At 52.1% G+C, this 20,919-nt stretch carries 19 protein-coding genes; 8 read left to right on the forward strand and 11 right to left on the reverse strand.

Features of this window, described 5'->3' with window-relative positions:
- Nucleotides 1-32: 32 nt before the first annotated feature.
- The 4 genes from CBR65_RS09450 to tpiA all read right to left on the reverse strand — a co-directional run bounded on the left by CBR65_RS09450 (nt 33) and on the right by tpiA (nt 5,151).
- The gene (locus tag CBR65_RS09450; RefSeq protein WP_087466618.1) at nt 33-1,832 is read right to left on the reverse strand and encodes a thiamine pyrophosphate-binding protein; all 1,800 of its coding nucleotides are present in this window, start codon (nt 1,830-1,832) and stop codon (nt 33-35) included.
- 326 nt (nt 1,833-2,158) lie between these two features.
- On the reverse strand, nt 2,159-3,124 hold the full coding sequence (locus tag CBR65_RS09455; RefSeq protein ID WP_087466619.1) for a class 1 fructose-bisphosphatase: 966 nt from the start codon (nt 3,122-3,124) through the stop codon (nt 2,159-2,161).
- Nucleotides 3,125-3,130: 6 nt separating this feature from the next.
- Complete coding sequence (gene fbaA, locus CBR65_RS09460; protein WP_198300921.1) at nt 3,131-4,225, reverse strand: class II fructose-bisphosphate aldolase; 1,095 nt, start codon at nt 4,223-4,225, stop codon at nt 3,131-3,133.
- 158 nt (nt 4,226-4,383) lie between these two features.
- Complete coding sequence (gene tpiA / locus CBR65_RS09465; RefSeq protein WP_087466620.1) at nt 4,384-5,151, reverse strand: triose-phosphate isomerase; 768 nt, start codon at nt 5,149-5,151, stop codon at nt 4,384-4,386.
- A 652-nt stretch (nt 5,152-5,803) separates the two neighbouring features.
- Between tpiA and CBR65_RS09470 the strand changes: the two genes are divergently transcribed.
- From CBR65_RS09470 to CBR65_RS09480, 3 genes are all read left to right on the forward strand, one after another.
- Nucleotides 5,804-6,361: a GbsR/MarR family transcriptional regulator gene (locus CBR65_RS09470; RefSeq protein WP_198300922.1), complete on the forward strand. Its 558-nt coding sequence runs from the start codon at nt 5,804-5,806 to the stop codon at nt 6,359-6,361.
- A gap of 117 nt (nt 6,362-6,478) precedes the next feature.
- Nucleotides 6,479-7,849 (forward strand): cytochrome ubiquinol oxidase subunit I, encoded by a 1,371-nt coding sequence (locus tag CBR65_RS09475; RefSeq protein WP_087466621.1) that lies wholly within the window; start codon nt 6,479-6,481, stop codon nt 7,847-7,849.
- 17 nt (nt 7,850-7,866) lie between these two features.
- Entirely contained in the window at nt 7,867-8,874 is a 1,008-nt protein-coding gene (locus CBR65_RS09480) for a cytochrome d ubiquinol oxidase subunit II (RefSeq protein ID WP_087466622.1), read from the forward strand.
- Between the two features lie 101 nt (nt 8,875-8,975).
- Here CBR65_RS09480 and proB read toward each other — a convergent pair whose 3' ends face one another.
- From proB to CBR65_RS09515, 7 genes are all read right to left on the reverse strand, one after another.
- Complete coding sequence (gene proB, locus CBR65_RS09485) at nt 8,976-10,097, reverse strand: glutamate 5-kinase (RefSeq protein ID WP_087466623.1); 1,122 nt, start codon at nt 10,095-10,097, stop codon at nt 8,976-8,978.
- 4 nt (nt 10,098-10,101) lie between these two features.
- The gene (gene cgtA / locus CBR65_RS09490) at nt 10,102-11,301 is read right to left on the reverse strand and encodes an Obg family GTPase CgtA (protein WP_087466624.1); all 1,200 of its coding nucleotides are present in this window, start codon (nt 11,299-11,301) and stop codon (nt 10,102-10,104) included.
- 173 nt (nt 11,302-11,474) lie between these two features.
- The gene (rpmA, locus tag CBR65_RS09495) at nt 11,475-11,732 is read right to left on the reverse strand and encodes a 50S ribosomal protein L27 (protein ID WP_087466625.1); all 258 of its coding nucleotides are present in this window, start codon (nt 11,730-11,732) and stop codon (nt 11,475-11,477) included.
- A gap of 12 nt (nt 11,733-11,744) precedes the next feature.
- Complete coding sequence (gene rplU / locus CBR65_RS09500) at nt 11,745-12,056, reverse strand: 50S ribosomal protein L21 (RefSeq protein WP_087466626.1); 312 nt, start codon at nt 12,054-12,056, stop codon at nt 11,745-11,747.
- A gap of 175 nt (nt 12,057-12,231) precedes the next feature.
- Nucleotides 12,232-12,981 carry a rhamnogalacturonan acetylesterase gene (locus CBR65_RS09505; RefSeq protein WP_198300923.1) on the reverse strand — a complete coding sequence of 250 codons (750 nt, stop codon included), beginning with the start codon at nt 12,979-12,981 and terminating at the stop codon, nt 12,232-12,234.
- On the reverse strand, nt 12,978-13,937 hold the full coding sequence (locus CBR65_RS09510; RefSeq protein ID WP_087466628.1) for an alpha/beta hydrolase: 960 nt from the start codon (nt 13,935-13,937) through the stop codon (nt 12,978-12,980). The genes CBR65_RS09505 and CBR65_RS09510 overlap by 4 nt, the downstream gene beginning before the upstream one ends.
- Nucleotides 13,938-14,063: 126 nt before the next feature.
- On the reverse strand, nt 14,064-14,414 hold the full coding sequence (locus CBR65_RS09515) for a hypothetical protein (RefSeq protein ID WP_087466629.1): 351 nt from the start codon (nt 14,412-14,414) through the stop codon (nt 14,064-14,066).
- A gap of 158 nt (nt 14,415-14,572) precedes the next feature.
- On the opposite strand from CBR65_RS09515, the gene leuS reads away from it, so the two are divergent.
- The 5 genes from leuS (at nt 14,573) to CBR65_RS09540 (ending at nt 20,667) form a co-directional block, all read left to right on the forward strand.
- Nucleotides 14,573-17,035 carry a leucine--tRNA ligase gene (gene leuS, locus CBR65_RS09520; protein WP_087466630.1) on the forward strand — a complete coding sequence of 821 codons (2,463 nt, stop codon included), beginning with the start codon at nt 14,573-14,575 and terminating at the stop codon, nt 17,033-17,035.
- A 105-nt stretch (nt 17,036-17,140) separates the two neighbouring features.
- Entirely contained in the window at nt 17,141-17,668 is a 528-nt protein-coding gene (gene lptE / locus CBR65_RS09525; RefSeq protein ID WP_087466631.1) for an LPS assembly lipoprotein LptE, read from the forward strand.
- The gene (gene holA, locus CBR65_RS09530; RefSeq protein WP_087466632.1) at nt 17,649-18,698 is read left to right on the forward strand and encodes a DNA polymerase III subunit delta; all 1,050 of its coding nucleotides are present in this window, start codon (nt 17,649-17,651) and stop codon (nt 18,696-18,698) included. The genes lptE and holA overlap by 20 nt, the downstream gene beginning before the upstream one ends.
- A gap of 69 nt (nt 18,699-18,767) precedes the next feature.
- A complete protein-coding gene (locus CBR65_RS09535) occupies nt 18,768-19,523 on the forward strand; it encodes a GDSL-type esterase/lipase family protein (RefSeq protein ID WP_087466633.1) in 756 nt (251 codons plus the stop codon).
- Between the two features lie 139 nt (nt 19,524-19,662).
- Nucleotides 19,663-20,667, forward strand: coding sequence for an SGNH/GDSL hydrolase family protein (locus tag CBR65_RS09540; protein ID WP_157672022.1), 1,005 nt, complete (start codon nt 19,663-19,665; stop codon nt 20,665-20,667).
- Nucleotides 20,668-20,919 lie beyond the last annotated feature (252 nt).

A 20,919-nucleotide genomic window follows, 5' to 3' on the forward strand; every position in this document is an offset into this window, starting at 1 on the left:
TTGGGTTAACCCGATAAAAACCAAACTTGCCGTCAACCACCGGGGGTCGCCGAGCCCTGTTGCGCCAAGCCGCTGATACGGTCACCCATAGGAGGTACTTCATCACGGTCGATACGCACATCCAGTAATGTCGGACCGGATTTCGCAAAGAGCGCCTGCATATCGAGCAACTCCAATTGCTGAGGACGCTCAATCACAATGCCGTCGATACCCATGGCACGCGCCATAGCAGCATAATTCACGTCGTTTAACTGCCAGCCGATGGATTCCTGCTGACCGAGTCTTTGACCGTGCATCACCATGCCCATGGCCGCATCGTTGAGCACAACAAATACCACCGGCAGCTGTTGCTGAGCCGCAACGGTAATTTCCTGCGCACTCATCAAATAAGATCCATCGCCGACGATACAGACCGTCGGTGCCCGGCGATTGGCGATGGCGGAACCAATCGCCGCCCCGATAGACCACGCCATGGAACCGTATCCCATCGCGATGCGATACAAGCCTTCGCTATTGCGACGCATCAGGTAATGCGTGGCCCATGACCAGCCATTACCCGCGTCAACAAAGATACGCGTGTCATCCGGCAAAGCCCTGGAGAGATAAGTCATCAATCGTTGCGGTTTAACCGGTGCTTCATTGCATAAACATTTCTCAGGTTCCTGCACCGTGGCGTAGCCGTCGAAAATATTCTTTTTGCCGCGCCCCGCCAGGGACTGCCATTGACGCCCCCATTGGCGCGCCGTCTTCACTTGCATCAGCAGCCGATCAAAGATGCAGTCAATATTGCCGAAGACATGCAAGCAGGCCATTGGCGAACGCGTAAAATGTTCCGCGCACGAATCAATGTGTACCAGTTTATTGTTCAGCAAATCTTCCTTCCAACCACTGGTCCCCAACTCCTCCAACGCTGTTCCCACCGCTAAAATCAATTCCACGTTCGGGTTTCGCAACAAATGCTTCGCGCTGTCGTGGCCAGCAAACCCATAAACACCGCGGTATAACGGGTGGGTTTCATCAACCCAGGATTTACCGGTAGGGCCGGTAACAAAAGGGGTATTGGTGAGTTCGGCAAATTCCACCAGTTGCTTGGCCGCTCGCCCCACACCGCTACCGATGTACATCACCATGCGTTCAACCCGGGCCAGCTTTTCATACAAGCGTCCGATGGCAAGATCATCCACCATAGAAAAATTCGGTACCAGTAAATCACCTTGTATCCGACGGGTGTCGACAGAAGACCGAAGCACATCCGAAGGAATGCTCAGGTGCACCGGACCACAGGTTCCCTGATGCGCGCTCATGATGGCGGACACCAATTTATTTTCCAGTTGTTCCTGGTGCGATATCAGCGTATTAAACCGGGTGACATAGCGGAACATACCTACTGTATCGATAGCGGTACAACTGGATTCCTGCAGCGCACCTCTGCCAAATTTGGGCAGTGGCGTCTGCGCGGTGATGACCAGCATGGGAATCTCTTCAACAAAGGCGGATGCCACACCGGTAATTAAATTCGTAGCTCCCGGCCCGGTTGTACTGCATACCACGCCCATCTTGCCGGTTTCACGGTAATAGCCATCTGCCATAAACGCGGCACCGCATTCGTGGCGCGCTACGACCAGGCGCGGACCACCGTGCCGCTCGCTGCGCGCCAGTGCGTTTAACAAGGGCTCAATCGCCCCGCCTGGAACACCGAAAACCACCTCTATACCCAATTGCTGTAGATAACCCACGATGAGATCAGCACCGGTTGGGGTAATGACAGCGTGTGGTTGCGAGTCAGTTTTGGCAGGAGAAAATGGGATAGCGTTGTTAACGGCCTGTAACATGTAGGTGCGTACCTTGTTGAGTGAACAACGTGATCCATCACAAGGGGTTGGAAGGGTACTTCAACGCGCGCAATATATACCAGTGTTGATTACGAAGCCATATAAAAAATGACCAATTTGATTCAAATTTGATCTAAGAATGTCGACCTCACTTTGTATCAACCATAACAACCACCTCCGTGTCGTCGAATGCTACGCATCGCGCATCCTGTCACATAAATGCATTTTAGGCGATGGGAAAATGAGGGTTTATAACAGTAGCAGCCTCTCGACGGCTACTGCTTACTTCCGAGGCAGGAACGCTGAAATGGTTCAGGTCTTAAACATTATTTCAGATACGCGAGACAGGCCTCCACTTCATTCGCGGAACCCAGAATAACAGCCACACGTTGGTGAAGTGTTTGAGGTTGAAGCGTGAGGATACGCTGCGTTTCTGTAAAAGCTTTGCCGCCGGCCCCTTCGATCAGCAGAGCCATCGGATTAGCTTCATACAACAACCGGAGCTTTGCGGGCTGGCTGGGGTTGCGGCTGTCAGAGGGATAACTGAATATGCCTCCACGCATGAGCACACGGTGTACATCGCCTACCATGGCCGCATTCCAGCGCATGTTGTAATTTTTTGCGCGGGGCCCGGTATCGCCGGCAATTAAATCATCGACGTACCGCTTGAAGGCCGAACGCCAGAAACGCTGGTTGGACAGATTAATAGCAAACTCTCTGGTATCTGCCGGGATCTGTAATTCTGCTTCTGTGAGCACAAAATTGCCGTTGGCATCCAGGGTAAAACACCGCGTTGCACCGCCCACCGATATCACCAACAGTGTTGAGCCGCCGTAAAGGACATAGCCAGCACAAAGTTGCTGGATGCCCGGTTGATGGAACTGCAACTCGCTGTCACAGGCCACATCCGCACGCGCCGGATAGATGGTGAAGATCGTTCCCACCTGGCCATTGATATCAATGTTTGAAGAGCCGTCAAGCGGATCAAAAGCCACCAGATAAGTACCGGCTGGATTTCCTGCAACGGAGGTATCTTCCTCTTCGGATGCAATAGCGCAGACCTGTCGGTTCTCCAGCAAGGCATCCTTGAGAATCTGATTGGCAATCACATCCAGTTTCTTTTGTGTTTCTCCCTGAATATTTTCATCTTCTGTTGAGCCCAATACGCCGGCCAGTGCGCCCTGACGGACGCAATGGGCAATATGCTTTGCCGCGCCCAGAATGATTTCAACCAGCGCAACCAACTCAGGTTTGGCACCATCCGCTTGCAGAACGTCATTTACATCGTGCATGAATCATTACCTGTATTGATTGAGGCAATTAAGATCTGCAAAAGATTGTTGCAGACGCTTGGCCATCGACTCCTCACTTTTACGCAACCAGGCGCGCGGGTCATAGTATTTTTTATTGGGCTTTTCATCGCCGTCCGGGTTGCCAATCTGACTTTGCAGATAAGCATGGTGGGTTTCGGCATATTCTTTTACGCCCTGCCAGGTTGCCCACTGTGTATCGGTATCAATATTCATCTTCACTACGCCGTAATCAATGGCTTCGGCGATGTCGGCAGGCTCCGACCCGGAGCCGCCGTGAAAAACAAAATTCAACGTATTTTCTGCCACGCCGAATTTTTCACTCACAAACGTTTGTGAGTTCCTGAGAATTTTGGGGGTCAGTTTTACATTGCCCGGCTTATACACACCGTGCACATTACCGAAGGACGCCGCGATGGTAAATTTCGGGCTGATGGCTGATAACACCTCATACGCGTAGGCAACATCTTCGGGTTGCGTGTAAAGCGCCGAGCTATCCATGCCGGTGTTGTCCACACCATCTTCTTCACCGCCGGTACAGCCCAGCTCAATCTCCAGCGTCATGCCCATCTTGCTCATGCGCTTGAGGTATTCCGCACACAGCTCCACGTTTTCATGCAAGGGCTCTTCCGAGAGGTCAATCATGTGTGAACTGAATAATGGCCGACCATTCTGTGCAAAATATTCCTCGCCAGCGTTGAGCAGGCCATCAATCCAGGGTAATAAATTTTTGGCGGCATGGTCGGTGTGCAGGATAACCGGCACGCCATAAACCCTGGCTACTGTGTGCACATATTGCGCGGCCGCCACAGAACCGAGGATGGAACTCTGGTGCCCATCCAGCTTTACGCTTTTACCTAAAAAGAAAGCGGCACCGCTGTGAGATAACTGCACAATGACCGGCGAATTTACCTGACGTGCGGCTTCAAGTGTAGCGTTGATGGAGTTGGTTCCCACCACATTGACAGCCGGATATGCAAACTGCCCTCGCTTCGCGAAATCGAACAGGGCTTGCACCTGATCACCAGTTGCCACACCGGGCGCCACCGCATGTACCAGCGTTTTATTCACGAGTGCGTTCATCTCATCTACTCCCGCTTGTTGGTTGATTAACATCTTCGGAAATGTTTTTCCGCTCGGTTATTTTCAAAAACGTTGTTCTCGCGTAACGAAAACACTTTGCTCTCACCCAAAGATATTTCTGAACTAACCTGTTATTTAAAAGCATTTATTTGGTGTTACTAAACCTGTGCAACATTGTTCGCTTGTTTACAAATTTCAAGAAAATGATCCGGGTCGAGACTCGCACCGCCGACCAGCAACCCATCAATATCTTGTTGATTTAACAATTCTTTGGCATTGGTTTTATTGACGCTGCCGCCGTACACAATACGGACGCTCTGAGCAATCGTCGGGTTATACAGCGTTTCCAGTTTGTCGCGGATAAAGCGGTGAATTTCCTGCACCATATCCGGCGTCGCAGCTAAACCGGTGCCGATTGCCCACACAGGCTCATAAGCAATGCATAAGTCCTTGCCGGTCAGATCGATATCCATCAAGCCTTCACTCAACTGGGTAAAGATAACGTCTTTTGCAGTCCCGGCTTCGCGCTCCTCTTTGGTTTCACCGATGCACAGCACAGGCAATAAACCATGGTTAAGGGCCAATTGGACTTTGGTGCGACAACCCGGATTGTTTTCTGCAAACATGGCGCGGCGTTCGGAGTGGCCGATCAAACACAGTGCGCAACCCGCTTGCTTGAGCATTTGCGCAGAGGTTTCACCGGTATAAGCGCCAGATTTGAATTTACTGACGTTCTGGCTGCCGATCTGCAATTCGGAATACTGCAAAAACGTCATCATGTCGCGCATGTAAATGTAAGGCGGGCAAATGACAATCTGCGCTTCAAAATGCTTACCGATAAACGAGGCCACAGAGGTGCAAATTAAATCCAGGCCGCCATTGAGCTTCCAGTTGGCGATTACGATGGGCTTGCGTTGATGCGTCATTGTCCACTACTCACTTAATTGCGTAGATCCAGAAATTCAGTTGAAGAGAAAGTCGCGCTGATCGCCAATCTCAGCCCCTATTATTCACCCGGAAAATGAATCAATCCAGCCCTGAAACCCTTGTTTTTTCAGGGATTTAGGACAATGCCCAAGAGGTGAAAATGCGGTTACACCACCTTAATTACCCCGAATGAAAACGGTTACAAAATGGCGTAATTTTAATCTTCCTGCCCCAACACAACAAAAGCACCGCCAGAAAATCGCCGTTAACAGGCTCCCTGGCTGGCTCCCGGTTCGCGGGAAAGCTTGCATGCTTGGGCAGATAATTCCCTTATTTTTACGATGGAAAAGTCATTTCGGCACCCTAGCCTTATTACTCAAATCACAGTGGCCCAAACCAAAAATATTTTCAATGTTATCGATTACATTGTTCCGTGCAGCACAATAGCATCACCTTAAGTGATGCTATTGGTGATTTTTGGCGCCCCTTACTTTCAAGCGAACCACTTCAAATCGGGTCATCGATTCCCGCCGTATGAAGGGCTTAGTTCCCCAATCGTCCGGGAAGTAAGAAAAATGGCGACTTCATTAACTTGACGCCTTCCACTAATTTCTGTAATTTCAGTAATTACTGAAAACACAGGAAATACCTATGCCCATCTCGCTAACCCCCATGATTCAGGCCTGCATCCTTCACTTCGGCGAAATGGGTAGTCGCTGGGGTATTAACCGTACCGTCGGCCAGATGTATGCCCTGCTAGTGCTTAGCCCGGAACCGCTCACTGCCGACCATATTGCCGAAACACTCGGATTCTCCCGTTCCAACGTCAGCATGGGGCTTAAGGAATTGCAATCCTGGGAGTTGGTACGACTCCAGCATATCCCCGGAGATCGGAAGGAATATTATTCCGCGCCAGCCGATGTGTGGGAAATTGCCAAAACGCTGATCGAGCAACGCCGCAAACGCGAAATTGATCCAACTCTTTCTACCCTGCGCGGTCTGTTGATGAACAAAGCGGCCAGCCCCGATGAACAATACGCACAACAACGCATGCAGGAAATGCACGACCTGATCGAAATGCTGACGCTCTGGACAACAGAAATCCAACGGCTCGATAGCGATCGTTTGCACAAATTACTCAAGCTAGGTAACAGCATCGGTAAAGTCCTGGACATGAAAGACAAATGGTTAAGTACAGCGAAGCATTAATCAAACAAAGGAAAAGAATCTGTAGGTCGGATTAGCCGCAGGCGTAATCCGATGAAGAATGTATTAACACCGACAATTTACACATAACCGCTCAGCCGCTTTTTAGAGGTACCCCATATGGAGTTAGATACCTTCCTCCTCTCCCGCATCCAGTTCGCGGCCAATATCAGTTTTCACATTTTATTTCCCACCATCACCATCGCACTGTGCTGGTTCCTGTTTTTCTTCCGTGTGCAATACAACCGCACCAACGACGATGTCTGGATGCGCTGTTATCGTTTCTGGGTAAAAATTTTTGCACTGAGTTTTGCAATTGGTGTTGTCAGCGGATTGGTAATGTCGTTTCAGTTTGGCACCAACTGGCCTGGCTATATGGAGACTGTGGGCAACATTGCCGGCCCCTTGTTAGGCTATGAAGTATTAACCGCTTTTTTCCTTGAAGCCACTTTTTTAGGCATCATGTTATTTGGCATCAATCGTGTTTCCCCGCGCGTTCATACACTCGCCACACTGTTGGTCGCGATTGGTACCAGCCTCTCGGCATTCTGGATTCTTGCATTAAATTCCTGGATGCAAACGCCCGACGGTTTCGAAATGCGCGATGGCGTGGCCTTTCCGCTCAGTTGGTGGGACATCATCTTCAATCCCTCCATGCCGTACCGGCTCACACATATGATGCTGGCCTCAGGATTAACTGCCGCCTTTTTGATTGCAGGTATATCGGCGTACCGCATCCTAAAAGGTGATCACAAGCCGGCACCGCGCCTGGCATTAAAGGTAGGAATTTTTGCTGCAGCCATATTGATTCCCCTGCAAATATTTATGGGAGATCTACACGGGTTAAATACACTCAAACACCAGCCAGCCAAGATCGCAGCGATGGAAGCTATCTGGGAAACTGATAACCACGTTCCCCTCGTGTTATTTGCGATTCCCGATGAATCCGAAAAGAAAAATTTGTTTTCCGTGGAAGTGCCTCACCTTGCCAGCTTTATCCTGACCCATGACATTGGCGGTGAGTTGAAAGGATTAAACGAATTCGATGGCGAGCATCCCCCGGTAAAACCATTGTTCTACGGCTTTCGTTTGATGGTCGGCATTGGCCTGTTGATGCTGGTCGTGTCCTGGACTACCAGCTTGCTATTGTTACGCAGAAAAAGTCTCCCACCTTTGATGCTTCGCATATTGGTCGCCATGAGTTTTTCCGGTTGGATCGCCACACTGGCTGGCTGGTATGTCACCGAAATCGGACGTCAACCTTACCTTGTCACCGGAGTGTTAAAAACCGCCGATGCCGTTACCAGCGTAGCCAGCAGTAACGTGGGTATTTCTCTCAGTATTTATTTAACCTTGTATGTAGTGCTATTAATCGCTTACATCCGCACCTTATTTGTCATGGCTCGCAAGTCTGTGCTGGTTGACCGCCCCGATGAAATGCCAACACTGCAGGAGCAACACAACCCGATTCACGGCAGACAACCGTACTGACATAACTGAGGTTTGTTATGAATTTGACAGGTGAAGCTTATTGGTTGCCGGTGATTTTTACCGGTTTGATGGGATTGGCATTTCTGATTTATGCCATGCTCGATGGATACGATCTCGGCGTTGGCATTTTATTGCCGGCAGATTCCGATCCACAACGCGATACGATGATTGCCTCTATCGGCCCATTTTGGGACGCCAACGAAACCTGGCTGGTCCTGGGTGTCGGGATTTTATTGATTGCGTTTCCGAGCGCACACAGCTTGATTCTGTATCACTTTTATTTGCCGGTAACAGCGATGCTCGCTGGGCTGATTATGCGCGGGGTGGCGTTTGATTTTCGCGCAAAGGCACCGGCAGATCACAAGGAACTGTGGGACAGGATTTTTAAATTCGGTTCCCTGCTCGCGACCCTGGCCCAAGGTTACATGTTGGGGATGTTTGTCATGGGATTTGAAGAAACACCTGCTGCATTCGCCTTTGCCGCACTCAGCGCCATCTGTGTGACTGCTGGTTACAGTTTTATCGGCGCGGCCTGGTTAGTCATGAAGACTGAAGGTGAATTACAGCTGCGCGCGGCTTACTGGGCGCGAATTTGCATGTGGTTTATGGCGTTAGGGATTATCGCCGTGTCTGCCGTAAATCCGTTGATGAGTCACAATGTTTTCGAAAAGTGGTTTGGCAGCCCTTGGGCGTTGTTGTTGCTGATCATTCCGGCGGTGTGTTTCGTTACCTTTATGATGGTGGAGCGTTACCTCAGCAAATTCCCGTATGAAAATGATTTCGGTTGCGGCATTCCATTTATTGGCGCAGCGATTATTTTTATCCTGTGCTTTTTTGCGCTGGGTTACAGCTTTTTTCCCTATATTGTTTTGGGTGAGATGGATATATGGGAGGCCGCCAGCGCGCCGGAGTCGCTGTGGTTTATTTTAGTTGGCGTGATGATTGTGTTGCCGGCGATTATTGCTTACACGATTTTTTCGTATCGGGTGTTTTGGGGGAAGGCTACGGAGCTGCGGTACTATTAAATTGATAGTCTCATCGAAAGTTTAAATCGAGATTCTGAACTAGGGGCAGTGTCGGATTACGCCTTTGGCTAATCCGACCTATGGTTCGATTTAAGGGCGGCTCAGGAGAGGACGAGATTGTCGCGGTGGATAAGTTCTTCGTCGTCTTTATAACCAAGCAAGGCTTCAATTTTGTTGCTGGGCTTGCCGATAATTTTGCGTGCTTCATCCGCGTGGTAGTTAACCAAACCGCGTGCAACTTCGCGTCCGTCAGGCGCGACACAAATCACCATATCACCGCGCGTAAAATTACCGCGCACTTCTTTTACGCCCACCGGCAATAAACTCTTGCCCTGCTCGCGCACAACACGCACGGCACCATCATCCAGCACCAAAGTACCACGGGTTTGCAATTGACCGGAAATCCAGCGCTTGCGCGCGGCCTGAGGTTGTTGTTGCGCCCAGAGGAAGGTGCCGATATTGTCACCTTCAGCCAAACGCAATAACGCATTGTCAATGCGCCCACCGACAATCACCGTATCCGCACCGGAACGCGCTGCAACGCGCGCCGCACGCACTTTGGTGATCATACCGCCACGGCCCAACACACCGCCGCCGCCTGCCATTTTTTCGAGTTCAGGTTCTTCTGCCGCAATTTCACTCAGCAATTGTGCCTCGGGGTTAATGCGCGGATCACTGTCATACATACCCAATTGATCGGTAAGAATGACCAGCAAATCCGCCTCAATCAAATTCGCAACCAACGCCCCCAGGGTATCGTTGTCACCAAACCGGATTTCGTCCGTCACCACCGTATCATTCTCATTGATAACGGGAATAACGCTTAATCCAATCAAGGTTTTTAACGTGGAGCGAGCGTTCAAATAACGCTGACGCGAAGAAAGATCATCGTGATCAAGCAATACCTGAGCGGTCAGCAAACCGTAGCGCTGAAACTCCACTTCATAGGTCTGCACCAGACTCATCTGTCCAACGGCGGCGGCGGCTTGCAGTTGATGGATTTCCGTAGGGCGGGACGACCAACCCAGGCGACGCATACCCGCTGCTACCGCACCGGAAGATACCAATACCAGTTCAATGCCTCGTTGACGCAGCGCGGCCATTTGCGCAACCCAGCCTGCGATTGCTTGCGCATCCAGTCCTTTGCCGTCGTTGGTCAGCAGCGCGCTGCCGATCTTGACTACCCAGCGTTTGGCTTGGGGGATGAGATCTCGTTTGCTCATCAATTTACCTTACGTATTCGACTTCAACATCATAGTCGCCTTCATCGAAGTCATCGTCATCATCTTCGCCCAGTGCACGCTTGGCCGCGCGGTGTGCTGCGCGCAGTTCTTCAATACGGTCACGGGCTTCCTGGGCCATTTGCAACTGCAACTGCATCTCACGCTCGCGCGCTTCGGGGTTCTCACTTTCCTCTTCCCACACGGCTTCCAGATGATCCATGATCCTGCCGGCAAGCTGTGTCGTACCATCGCGGTGCAAGGCGGAAATGCGAAATACTGGGCCGGTCCAGTTAAGTGAATCAATCACCGCCTGACAGCGCGCTTCCACTTCATCAGGTGGCAAGAGGTCGATTTTATTCAACAGCAACCAACGATCCCGGCTTGCCAGGGTTGAGCTGAACTTCTGCAATTCCTCAGCAATAACACGCACATTGTCTGCCGGATCAGAATCATCCACCGGCGCCATATCAACCATGTGCATCAGCAAACGACAGCGGGTTAAATGTTTGAGGAATCGCACCCCCAAACCCGCCCCTTCAGCTGCACCTTCAATCAAACCGGGAATATCAGCAATCACAAAGCTGCGATACTGCTGCACTTTTACCACGCCGAGATTGGGAATCAGGGTCGTGAAGGGGTAGTCGGCCACCTTGGGCTTGGCTGAGCTAACGGCGCGGATAAAGCTCGATTTGCCCGCGTTAGGTAACCCCAGCATGCCGACATCGGCCAGCACTTTCATCTCCAGCTTCAGGTTGCGGACCTCACCCTCGGTACCGTAAGTGAAACGGCGCGGCGCGCGGTTGGTACTGGATTTAAAACGGGTATTACCCAAGCCGTGAAAACCACCTTGGGCGACTTTCAATTGCTGACCATGCTTGGTCAGATCACCAAATACTTCCTCTGTGTCGGTATCAATGACGGTGGTGCCCACCGGCACGGGCAAAAACAGGTCATCACCCTTGCGCCCGGTACAATCTTTACTACCGCCTTTCTGGCCGTCTTCAGCTTTGTATTTGGGCTGGAAACGGTAGTCGATCAGCGTGTTCAGGTTTTCATCCGCAACCAGAAAAACACTGCCACCATCGCCACCATCGCCGCCGTTAGGGCCACCTTTGGCAATAAACTTTTCCTGGCGGAAGCTCATCATGCCGTTACCGCCCTTTCCTGCTTCAACATGGATTGGCGCTTCATCAACAAATTTCACGGTGAACTCCCGGCGTTAACCAAAATATTTAAACCAATCAATCTTAAACAAACGATCAAACTTCTTGCAGCAGCTTCCTGAATAAAAAAAGCCCTGACGACAACGACAGGGCTTTTATTCTTCTCAGGTGCCAGCACCAGTCAACCGGCGCAAGCTATGATCCGCAATCGCAATCAGGCAGCAACGATGCTGACGAATTTACGATTGTTTGGACCTTTAACCTCAAATTTCACTTGACCGTCAGCCTTGGCAAACAAGGTGTGGTCTTTACCAATACCTACGTTCACACCAGCATGAAAACGGGTGCCGCGTTGACGAACAATGATGCTGCCCGCCGGAACCACTTCACCGCCAAAGGCTTTAACGCCGAGGCGTTTCGCTTGTGAGTCGCGACCGTTGCGGGTACTACCGCCAGCTTTCTTGTGAGCCATTTTCTATTCCTCTTAACCTTGGATACCAGTGATTTTCACTTCGGTAAACCATTGACGGTGACCTTGGCGTTTCATGGAGTGCTTACGACGCTTGAACTTGATGATTCTCACTTTGTCTGCACGACCGTGAGCTACAACTTCAGCAGTCACTTTAGCACCGGCTACTACCGGAGCACCGATTTTAACGTCGCCGCCAGTACCTACCAGGTAAACCTTATCAAACTCAATGGTGTCACCAGTGGCCACTTCGATCTTTTCGAGCTTCAGGGTTTCGCCTTCCACTACACGGTGCTGTTTGCCACCGCTTTCAAAAATTGCGTACATAGTTGCTCCAATACACGCTTGGACGACACGAAGTAGCCGAGCGATATGCTCTGGCGTTTGGGACTAGCGTCGTATGGGTTTTCAGGGGCGGCGATTGTAAGTCAGGCAAGGCCAAAGTACAAGCCGGAGATGGTTGAAAAACCGCCGCACTCGCGCAGTGTCGCATCGGCGTAGGTCACTTCAACCACCTGGCCAGCCGCAGCTGCTGCCGCTTGACGTCTGCCACAAACAAACCCGCTACCTGGCGCGCACCCTCGACTTGCAGATGGGTATTGTCTTGTTTACCTTCCGGCGGCAGATTGGCGTATTGGCCTGGAACAGTATGCATATAGAGTTGTTTGCTTGCCGCAGGCCCTGCCTCAGACAGCCAATGGGCGGTGAGTTGATTCAAATCCACTAGGGGTACTGACATGTCTTTCGCCACTTGGCGAGCAACCATCGGGTAGTCACCCAAGGTTTTCTGTAGAGCGCCCTGATCATCGAAGTGGCGACGGCGAATGGAGGTCACCAGGATCACCTCTGCCCCCTTGCCTCTGACTTCATCGATATAGCGCATCAGATTCGCGCGATAGTCCGTCCAGGGCTCTGCGTAACGCGTCGGGTCCTGGCTCTTTTGGTCGTTATGGCCAAAGCCGATGACGACGATGTCCCCCGCCTTGAGCTGATCCACCACCGTTTGCCAACGCCCTTCATCGCGGAAGCTCTTGGTGCTGCGACCGTTCATTGCGTGGTTCTGCAATCGGATTCCCGGCGTCAGGAACTCAGGCAGCATTTGCCCCCAGCCATGTTCCGGGTATTTGTGTTCAGGCTGGTCTGCCATAGTTGAATCGCCCACCAGGAACAGCGTTGGATGACTGGACGTGTCAGGCTGGATGGCACAGGCGGCAAGCAGGCAGGCCATCAGGAATACAGAAAACGGTCTCACGGCTGAACCTCCCGCTGGCGGGCAGGTTTCTCAAGCCATCCGTTGTGGCGCAACCAACTCAGCAGGGCATCGGGCCAGTCCGAAGCCGTACCTTCGCCTTCGCGCATTCCAAAACCGTGGACATTGGTCTGGTAGATATGCAACTCGGACTGTTTGTTATGCTTTTGTACTTCCGCGAACAGCGCCAGGCTATTTCCGATCGGCACCGCTTTGTCGTTGGCACCATGGATGATAAACATCGGCGGCACCTTGGCCTTGACCTGATATTGCAGGGAGTTTTCGCGCACCAATTCAGGCGTGGGATTGTCGCCCAACAGCGCATGCCGCGAACCGGCATGAGCATCCGGGCCTTCCAGGGTAATCACCGGATAACCCAAAATCGCAAAATCCGGCCGGGCACTGACGTTCTGCCAGGGGTCATCGGTGAGTTGCGCAGAGCGAAAGCTGTAACGTGTCGCTACACTGGCTGCGAGATGCCCGCCGGCTGAAAAGCCCAGCACCCCGATTCGTTCCGCATCCAGATTCCAGTTCGCCGCGTGGGCGCGCACATAGCGCACGGCCCGCAAGCCATCCAGCAAGGGCGCGGGAAAACCGTATTCCTGCATTCGATATTTCACCACAAAGGCCGCCACGCCCTGCTGATTAAACCATCGCGCAATATCGTAGCCTTCGTGCTCAATCGCCAGACGTACATAGCCACCGCCAGGAAAGATCACCACTGCGGCACCATTGGCCAATGCTGGCTCCGGCCAAAAGGGTGTGATAGACGGATTATCCACCGCATACACCCGCTCACTTTGAACTGCTTCACGATCGGGCGTTACCAGGGCTTTTTCCGACCAGAGATACACGGGCTCACGAGGCAACGCAGACACTTGGGCAATCACTCCAGAGGAAAACAGACATAACAAGACCAGCAGGTGGGCGCAGGCCCTGCCTTTATGATGTGGAAACATAACAGACTTCTCTCACCTGGGCCGCGCCGGCAGAGGCCGGTCGGGCTTTATTGTATTTTAAGGATGACAACCATCCGCTCCGGCTCAAGGAGCTCGTGGCCCGGTGAGGATAACACCGGCAGGGGTTTAGTGCAGATCAAGATCCTGATCAGATTGCCACCAGCCGTGGCGATGCCAATCGGTGCGGGTGGGGTCGGCGGCTGACAGCAGGAGCTGACCGGTGCTGATTTCCCACATCACCAATTCATCTTTCAACTCGTGCCAAAAACCTTTGGCTTTTTCGGCATCGTCTGACAAATAGGCGCCAAGCAAGGATGCCTCGTCTTCCGCCATACGTTCTGCGGTCAACTCAAGGGCAACCAGATCACCCAGCTCATGTTCAACAGCCTGTTGCAAGGTGACCATAACGCCCGCCTCATTGTCGGCTTGTGCAGCGTCGGAATGATAGGGATTGTGATAGTGGCTGGTCGATTTCATAGCGATTACCTCTGGCATGATTAACTCAGGGGACTCGACACTCAGACAGCAAAAACAATAAAAAAGCGTAATTCACATGCGGTTATACCCAAAAACGCGGCTCAACCTCTATAATCACCGCCTTTCTTTACCTTCTTAAGTATAGGCCGTAAACCAGCATGCAAGAGCAATACAATCCCGCGCAAGTAGAAGCCGACGCCCAGCAATACTGGGAGGAACACCAGAGTTTCAAGGTCGTGGAAGACCCCAGCAAAGAGAAATTCTACTGCTTGGCTATGTTCCCCTACCCCAGTGGCAAATTGCACATGGGGCATGTGCGCAACTACACCATCACTGACGTGATCGCGCGCTACCAACGCATGCAAGGTAAAAACGTTCTGCACCCCATGGGATGGGATGCCTTCGGCTTGCCGGCCGAAAATGCGGCTATCAAGCACAACACGGCGCCCGCCAAATGGACCTATTCCAACACCGATCACATGCGCGGTCAGCTCAAGCAATTAGGTTTTGGGTTTGACTGGTCCCGCGAGGTCACCACCTGTAAGCCCGACTATTACAAATGGGAACAGTGGTTCTTTACCCGCCTCTACGAAAAAGGTCTGGTCTATAAAAAGATGGCGACGGTGAATTGGGACCCGGTGGACCAGACGGTGCTTGCCAACGAACAGGTGATCGACGGCCGCGGCTGGCGCTCCGGCGCATTGGTGGAGCGCAAGGAAATCCCCCAGTGGTTTATCAAAATTACGGCTTACGCCGAGGAGCTGCTGGAAGATCTGGACAAGCTGCCCAACTGGCCTGAGCAGGTGAAAACCATGCAGCGCAACTGGATCGGCAAAAGCCGCGGTCTGGAGATGCGCTTTGACTTGACCGAACCGGTCGGCAAGTTTGACGGCTTCGAGATCTACACCACCCGCCCGGATACCTTGATGGGCGTCACCTATGTGAGCCTGGCAGCGGAGCATCCTATTGCCAAATTGCTGGCTGAAACCAATCTCCAACTTGCGCAGTTTATTGCCGATTGCAAAGTGCAATCTGTGGCCGAAGCCGATATGGCCACCATGGAAAAACGCGGCATGGATACCGGCATCAAAGCCCTGCATCCCATTACCGGCGAACCGGTCGCTGTGTGGGTCGCCAACTATGTGCTGATGGATTACGGCTCAGGGGCGGTGATGGCAGTACCGGCCCACGACCAGCGTGATTACGAATTTGCCCAAAAATACAACTTGCCAATTCAGCAGGTCATCGCGCCACAAAACGGCGAAGAGATCGACTTGAATAAAGCCGCCTTTGTGGAAAAAGGGTTACTGGTTAATTCAGGCGAGTACGACGGTCTCGACTTCAACGCTGCCTTTGATGCAATTGCCAGTACCCTGGAAGCAGCCAAAAAAGGCCAGGTAAAAGTTAACTACCGTTTGCGCGACTGGGGCGTTTCACGTCAGCGTTATTGGGGTGCGCCCATCCCGATGTTCAATTTACCCGAAGGCGGTGAGATTCCCGTGCCGGCGCACAAACTGCCTGTAATGCTGCCGGAAGATGTTGTGATGAACGGCGTGCAATCGCCGATCAAGGCCGATCCCGAATGGCGTAAAGATGAGCTGGACGGTAAAACCGTTGAGCGCGAAACCGACACCTTCGATACCTTTATGGAGTCGAGCTGGTATTACGCACGCTACACCTGCCCGAATTTCACTGAGGGCATGATCGATAAAGCGGCCGCTGATTACTGGCTGCCGGTAGATCAATATGTCGGCGGCATCGAACATGCGATTCTGCATTTGCTCTATTCCCGCTTCTTTCACAAATTGATGCGCGATGAAGGTTTGGTCAGTTGTGACGAGCCCTTCGAGCGTTTGCTGTGCCAGGGCATGGTGTTGAAAGACGGCACCAAGATGAGCAAGTCCAAAGGCAACACGGTGGACCCGGAAGAATTAATCAACCAGTACGGCGCGGACACTGTGCGCCTGTTTTCCATGTTTGCGGCACCGCCAGAACAGAGCATGGAATGGAGCGATTCCGGCGTGGCCGGCGCCTATCGCTTTTTGCAGCGATTGTGGAAAGCGGTAGAAGGTCACATCAACGCTGGCACACCCGGCAAGCTGGATGCCACCAATCTGTCGCAGGCGCAGAAAGATCTGCGCCGCAAGACCCATGAAACCATCGCCAAGGTCAGTGACGATTACGGTCGCCGCCAAACATTTAACACCGCTATTGCAGCGACCATGGAGCTGCTTAACGAAGTGAGCAAATTGGCCGACCGCGCCAATCCGCAAGGTCTGGCGGTGGAGCGCGAAGCGCTGGAGACGGCGATCCTGGTGCTCGCACCTATCGTGCCGCATATTACCCAGTCACTTTGGCATTCTCTGGGTCATAACGACATTCCGTTGACCGCCAGCTGGCCGACACTGGATGAGTCCGCGCTGGTGCGTTCAAGCATCGAGATTGTTGTGCAGGTAAACGGCAAGGTGCGCAGCAAACTAGACGCGCCCATAGACGCGCCGCAAAAGACCCTGGAAGAGATGGCGCTGGCCCAGGACAACGTGCAACGTTTTCTGGACGGCATCACCGTGCGCAAGGTGATCGTCGTGCCCAACAAACTGGTCAATATCGTCGCCAATTAAATGTTTGATCGTAGGTCGGATTAGCCACAGGCGTAATCCGACAACTATTTATCGCGGCTTCTATTTATCGTAGCGCCGCCCACTCCACACCCGATCAGGAATGTTATGAATAAAATTATCGCCTGTTTACTGATAACCAGCCTGATCAGCGCCTGCGGTTGGCATTTACGCGGTTCCACCAATTTGCCAACTAATATCGATAGCATTTTTGTCACCGCTGAAGACGCTCACGGCGCACTGATTACCGAAGTCAAACAATTACTCAAAGCCAACAAGGTAACCGCGGCGGAAGAAGCAAGCGCAGCGCCTTATTCTCTGGTGATTGTAGAAGAGCGCGATGACCGCCGCACTGCCGGCGTGGGCAGCGATGCGCTCACCAGCGCCTACCAGATCATCCTTTCTGTGGATTACGAAATCCGCAACCGCGAAGGCGTGTTGCTCGCGCCCATGACCACCGCCACCAATGCGCGTACCTACGACTACAGTGCCGGCAATGCCAGCAGCGCCTCTCAGGAAGAGGCTTTGTTGCTGCGCGAAATGCGCCGCGATATTGCACAACAAATGTTACGCCGCTTGCAGGCCGTGAGTGTCAACTCAGCAGCCGAGGCCACCGATGGCCAAACTGCGCCCTGAACAGCTGAGCCAGGCGCTCAGCAAACAACTGGCTCCGATTTACCTCGTCAGCGGCGATGAACCACTGCTGATCCAGGAAGCCTGTGACGCAATTCGCCAGGCTGCGCGCCAGGCCGGGTTTAGCGAGCGCGAGCTCTACCATGTCGACAACAGTTTTGAGTGGGGCCAGTTACTCGCGGCAGCTAACAGCTTGTCTTTGTTTGCCGAGAAAAAAATCATCGAACTGCGTATGCCCAACGGCAAACCTGGCGATAAAGGCGGCAAAGCGCTGATTGAATACGCCCAGTCACCCGCCAGCGATAATCTGCTACTCGTGGTCACTGATAAACTCGATGGCGCCACGCAAAAAAGCAAATGGTTTAAGGCGCTCGACGAAGCCGGTATTCATGTTCAAGTCTGGCCGATTACACCGGCACAATTGCCGCGCTGGATCGGCACACGCTTGCAACAAGCCGGCCTGCGTGCCGACAGCAGCGCCATTGATTTGCTGGCATCGCGTATTGAAGGCAACCTGCTCGCCGCTGCGCAGGAAATTGAAAAATTAAAACTGCTGACCAATGACAAAGTGGTCAGCTATGAATTGATGGCTTCTGTAGTTGCTGACAGTGCGCGCTACGATGTCTTTGGACTTGCAGATAAAGCTCTACATGGTGATGCCCGCGCGGCGGTCAAGACACTCCACGGGCTAAAAACTGAAGGGACTGAACCAATCAATATCTTGTGGGCTATTACACGCGATATTCGCAGCCTGGTGCAGATTTCGCTCGCGGTAAGCCAGGGAAAACATTTTGATTGGGCGGCAAAGCAAGCCGGTGTTTGGGATAAACGCCAGCCCTTAATTAAAGCAGCCTTGCAGCGTTTAAAACCCGCACAGTTGCAACAGTTATTGCGCAAAGCCAATGGCATCGATAAAGCAGTCAAAGGTATGCGCAATGCCGAACCCTGGGATGAACTGCTGGATTTAATTTTGAACCTGGCTGGCGTACACAGCTTGCATCCGAGCAATGATCGTCTCGCATTAAAGATTTAACACGTTTAATAAAAAGCCCACCCACAAAACATTCCATTGAAAAGAGAACCTGACCACTGGAGCTACCCGATGATAAAAACAATCTTAATATCTAACCGGTTACATCACATTGTACTCACGACATTATTAGTCCTGTTTGCAACTGCCGGCTGCGCCGACGATAAACCCGCACCGGCATCGACCATCCCGGCTCCACGCACCATTGAGTATTCCTGGATGTCCGTAGAGCAATGGCACCAGAAATTTGCCGAGGATGTGGCGGTTGCGCGCGCGGGCGACGTGAATTTATTGTTTGTAGGCGACTCCATCACAGAGGGTTGGCCAGCGCCGCTGTGGCAAAAATATTTTGCACCTTACAAAGCGGCCAATTTCGGCGTAGGTGGCGATCAAACCGGTAATGTGTTGTGGCGCCTGGAAAATGGCGACATCGAAAAATTGAATCCCAAAGTCGTCGTGCTGATGATTGGCATCAATAACTTCGGACTCAACAACGAAGGCCCCGAAGAAGTCTTCCAAGGTGTGAAAGCGGTGGTCACCACATTGCGCACGGCCTTTCCTGATGCAAAGATTTTAGTGAACGGCATCTTCCCTTATCAGGAAACCGCGCAAAGCCCCATGCGTGCTCCCATCATTAAAGCTAATCAGCTCATTAACACTCTGGATGATGGCAAGCATGTTTTCTTTCATGACTATGGTCATCTGATGTTGCAAGACGACGGCTCGATTTCCCCGGAAATCATGCCTGACTTTTTACATCCCGCCGAGCCCGGTTATCAAATCTGGGCTGATGCGATGATGCCGACACTACGGAAATGGCTGGATTAAATTGTTTCGACTTCAGACGAGCGTTTCTATGCAAACTTTTTGGTTTAAAAATTTAGCCTTGTTGAGCAGGCGATACGCAAGCTTAATTGTCATGTCCTGCCTTGGCTGCGCAACAACCTCTCCTACCACTGACAAAGCCATGAACGATACGATTATCTCCCGCTTTTCAATGACCAATCCGCTCGTGCAAACCATAGGGCGGACAGAACCGCTCGCCGATGGCAGTGTGCGTTTTGCCTACCCAGGTGTTACCACTCGCTTTAACGTCAGCGGTAAAGCATTTTGGTTACAAGCGCGCAGCACCAGTGATCAAAGTTATCTGGAAATTATTGTTGATAACACAGAGCCGCAGGTTATTCAGCTTTCCAGTCAAAGTCAGCGCATTCCCCTGGTTTTTGAAACACCCTCACCGCACCAGGTGGCCATCATCCACCGCGGCGAAACCTGGCACGGTGTGGTAACCCTTGAGCATATTGAAATTGCCGACGGTGGCTTGCTCGATCCATCCCCGTTGCCTCACAAGCGGATGCTGATCCTGGGCGATTCTGTCACCTGCGGTGAAGCCATTGAACGCACCGCTGATTGCAAGAAAACCACCCGCTGGTGGAATCCTCGGTTGTCCTACGGCATGCTCACGGCGGCTGCTCTGGACGCACAAGTGAACCTGGTTTGTTACGGTGGGCGCGGCTTGGTGCGCAGCTGGAATGGTCGAACCGATGAACTGAACCTGCCGGACTACGCCGAGCTGACAATCGCTGACCCGGCATCGTCAGTGGTGTGGGACCATGGAAATTACACGCCCGACCTGATCCTCAGTGCGATAGGTACAAATGATTTCAGCCAGGGCATTCCCGAACGGGAAGACTATGTCAGCACCTACGTGGCGTTAATCAAGCGCTTATTTGAGCTGTACCCCAAAACACATATCGTGTTGACTGAGGGCGCGATATTGAGCGGGGAGAAAAAGGCGGCCCTCACGGCGTACTTGACGGAAGTTCAGCAACGCGTCGCCAGCCCCCGGCTTCATCTGGTAACGTCCAACCATTACCCGGGAGATACCTGTGATGCACACCCAACCAAAGCACAACACGCTGCTATGGCAAAAGACCTGGCCCCTCACCTGAAACGCATCATGCATTGGTAGTCCTGAGCATACGCCTGGGCGACAGGCGTACGCTTCCCCCTCGTTTTAATAATTCTTCTTCATAAAATTCGGCGCCATCCATCCAGATGGAATCAAAAAAGCCCGGCGCGCAAAATATCCTTCTCGACTTATAGTCTTTATGAATATCTATGTGCTATGTTTGCTTGTACACATGTACCTCAGCAAAGTTTCACTGGTATACATGTGCAGTACCTTGGCTCGAACTGCCCGAATATTCATCCCTAAAAATGA

This window comes from Cellvibrio sp. PSBB006, assembly GCF_002162135.1.
Lineage (GTDB): Bacteria > Pseudomonadota > Gammaproteobacteria > Pseudomonadales > Cellvibrionaceae > Cellvibrio.

Bases quoted from the DNA above. Each gene is read 5' to 3' on its own strand.
- lptE (WP_087466631.1), top strand. From the start codon at position 17,141: ATGAATAAAATTATCGCCTGTTTACTGATAACCAGCCTGATCAGCGCC.
- proB (WP_087466623.1), bottom strand. From the start codon at position 10,097: ATGAGCAAACGAGATCTCATCCCCCAAGCCAAACGCTGGGTAGTCAAG.
- holA (WP_087466632.1), top strand. From the start codon at position 17,649: ATGGCCAAACTGCGCCCTGAACAGCTGAGCCAGGCGCTCAGCAAACAA.
- CBR65_RS09475 (WP_087466621.1), top strand. From the start codon at position 6,479: ATGGAGTTAGATACCTTCCTCCTCTCCCGCATCCAGTTCGCGGCCAAT.
- CBR65_RS09540 (WP_157672022.1), top strand. From the start codon at position 19,663: ATGAACGATACGATTATCTCCCGCTTTTCAATGACCAATCCGCTCGTG.
- CBR65_RS09535 (WP_087466633.1), top strand. From the start codon at position 18,768: ATGATAAAAACAATCTTAATATCTAACCGGTTACATCACATTGTACTC.
- leuS (WP_087466630.1), top strand. From the start codon at position 14,573: ATGCAAGAGCAATACAATCCCGCGCAAGTAGAAGCCGACGCCCAGCAA.
- rplU (WP_087466626.1), bottom strand. From the start codon at position 12,056: ATGTACGCAATTTTTGAAAGCGGTGGCAAACAGCACCGTGTAGTGGAA.
- CBR65_RS09480 (WP_087466622.1), top strand. From the start codon at position 7,867: ATGAATTTGACAGGTGAAGCTTATTGGTTGCCGGTGATTTTTACCGGT.
- CBR65_RS09510 (WP_087466628.1), bottom strand. From the start codon at position 13,937: ATGTTTCCACATCATAAAGGCAGGGCCTGCGCCCACCTGCTGGTCTTG.
- CBR65_RS09470 (WP_198300922.1), top strand. From the start codon at position 5,804: ATGCCCATCTCGCTAACCCCCATGATTCAGGCCTGCATCCTTCACTTC.
- CBR65_RS09450 (WP_087466618.1), bottom strand. From the start codon at position 1,832: ATGTTACAGGCCGTTAACAACGCTATCCCATTTTCTCCTGCCAAAACT.
- tpiA (WP_087466620.1), bottom strand. From the start codon at position 5,151: ATGACGCATCAACGCAAGCCCATCGTAATCGCCAACTGGAAGCTCAAT.
- fbaA (WP_198300921.1), bottom strand. From the start codon at position 4,225: ATGAACGCACTCGTGAATAAAACGCTGGTACATGCGGTGGCGCCCGGT.
- CBR65_RS09515 (WP_087466629.1), bottom strand. From the start codon at position 14,414: ATGAAATCGACCAGCCACTATCACAATCCCTATCATTCCGACGCTGCA.
- CBR65_RS09455 (WP_087466619.1), bottom strand. From the start codon at position 3,124: ATGCACGATGTAAATGACGTTCTGCAAGCGGATGGTGCCAAACCTGAG.
- rpmA (WP_087466625.1), bottom strand. From the start codon at position 11,732: ATGGCTCACAAGAAAGCTGGCGGTAGTACCCGCAACGGTCGCGACTCA.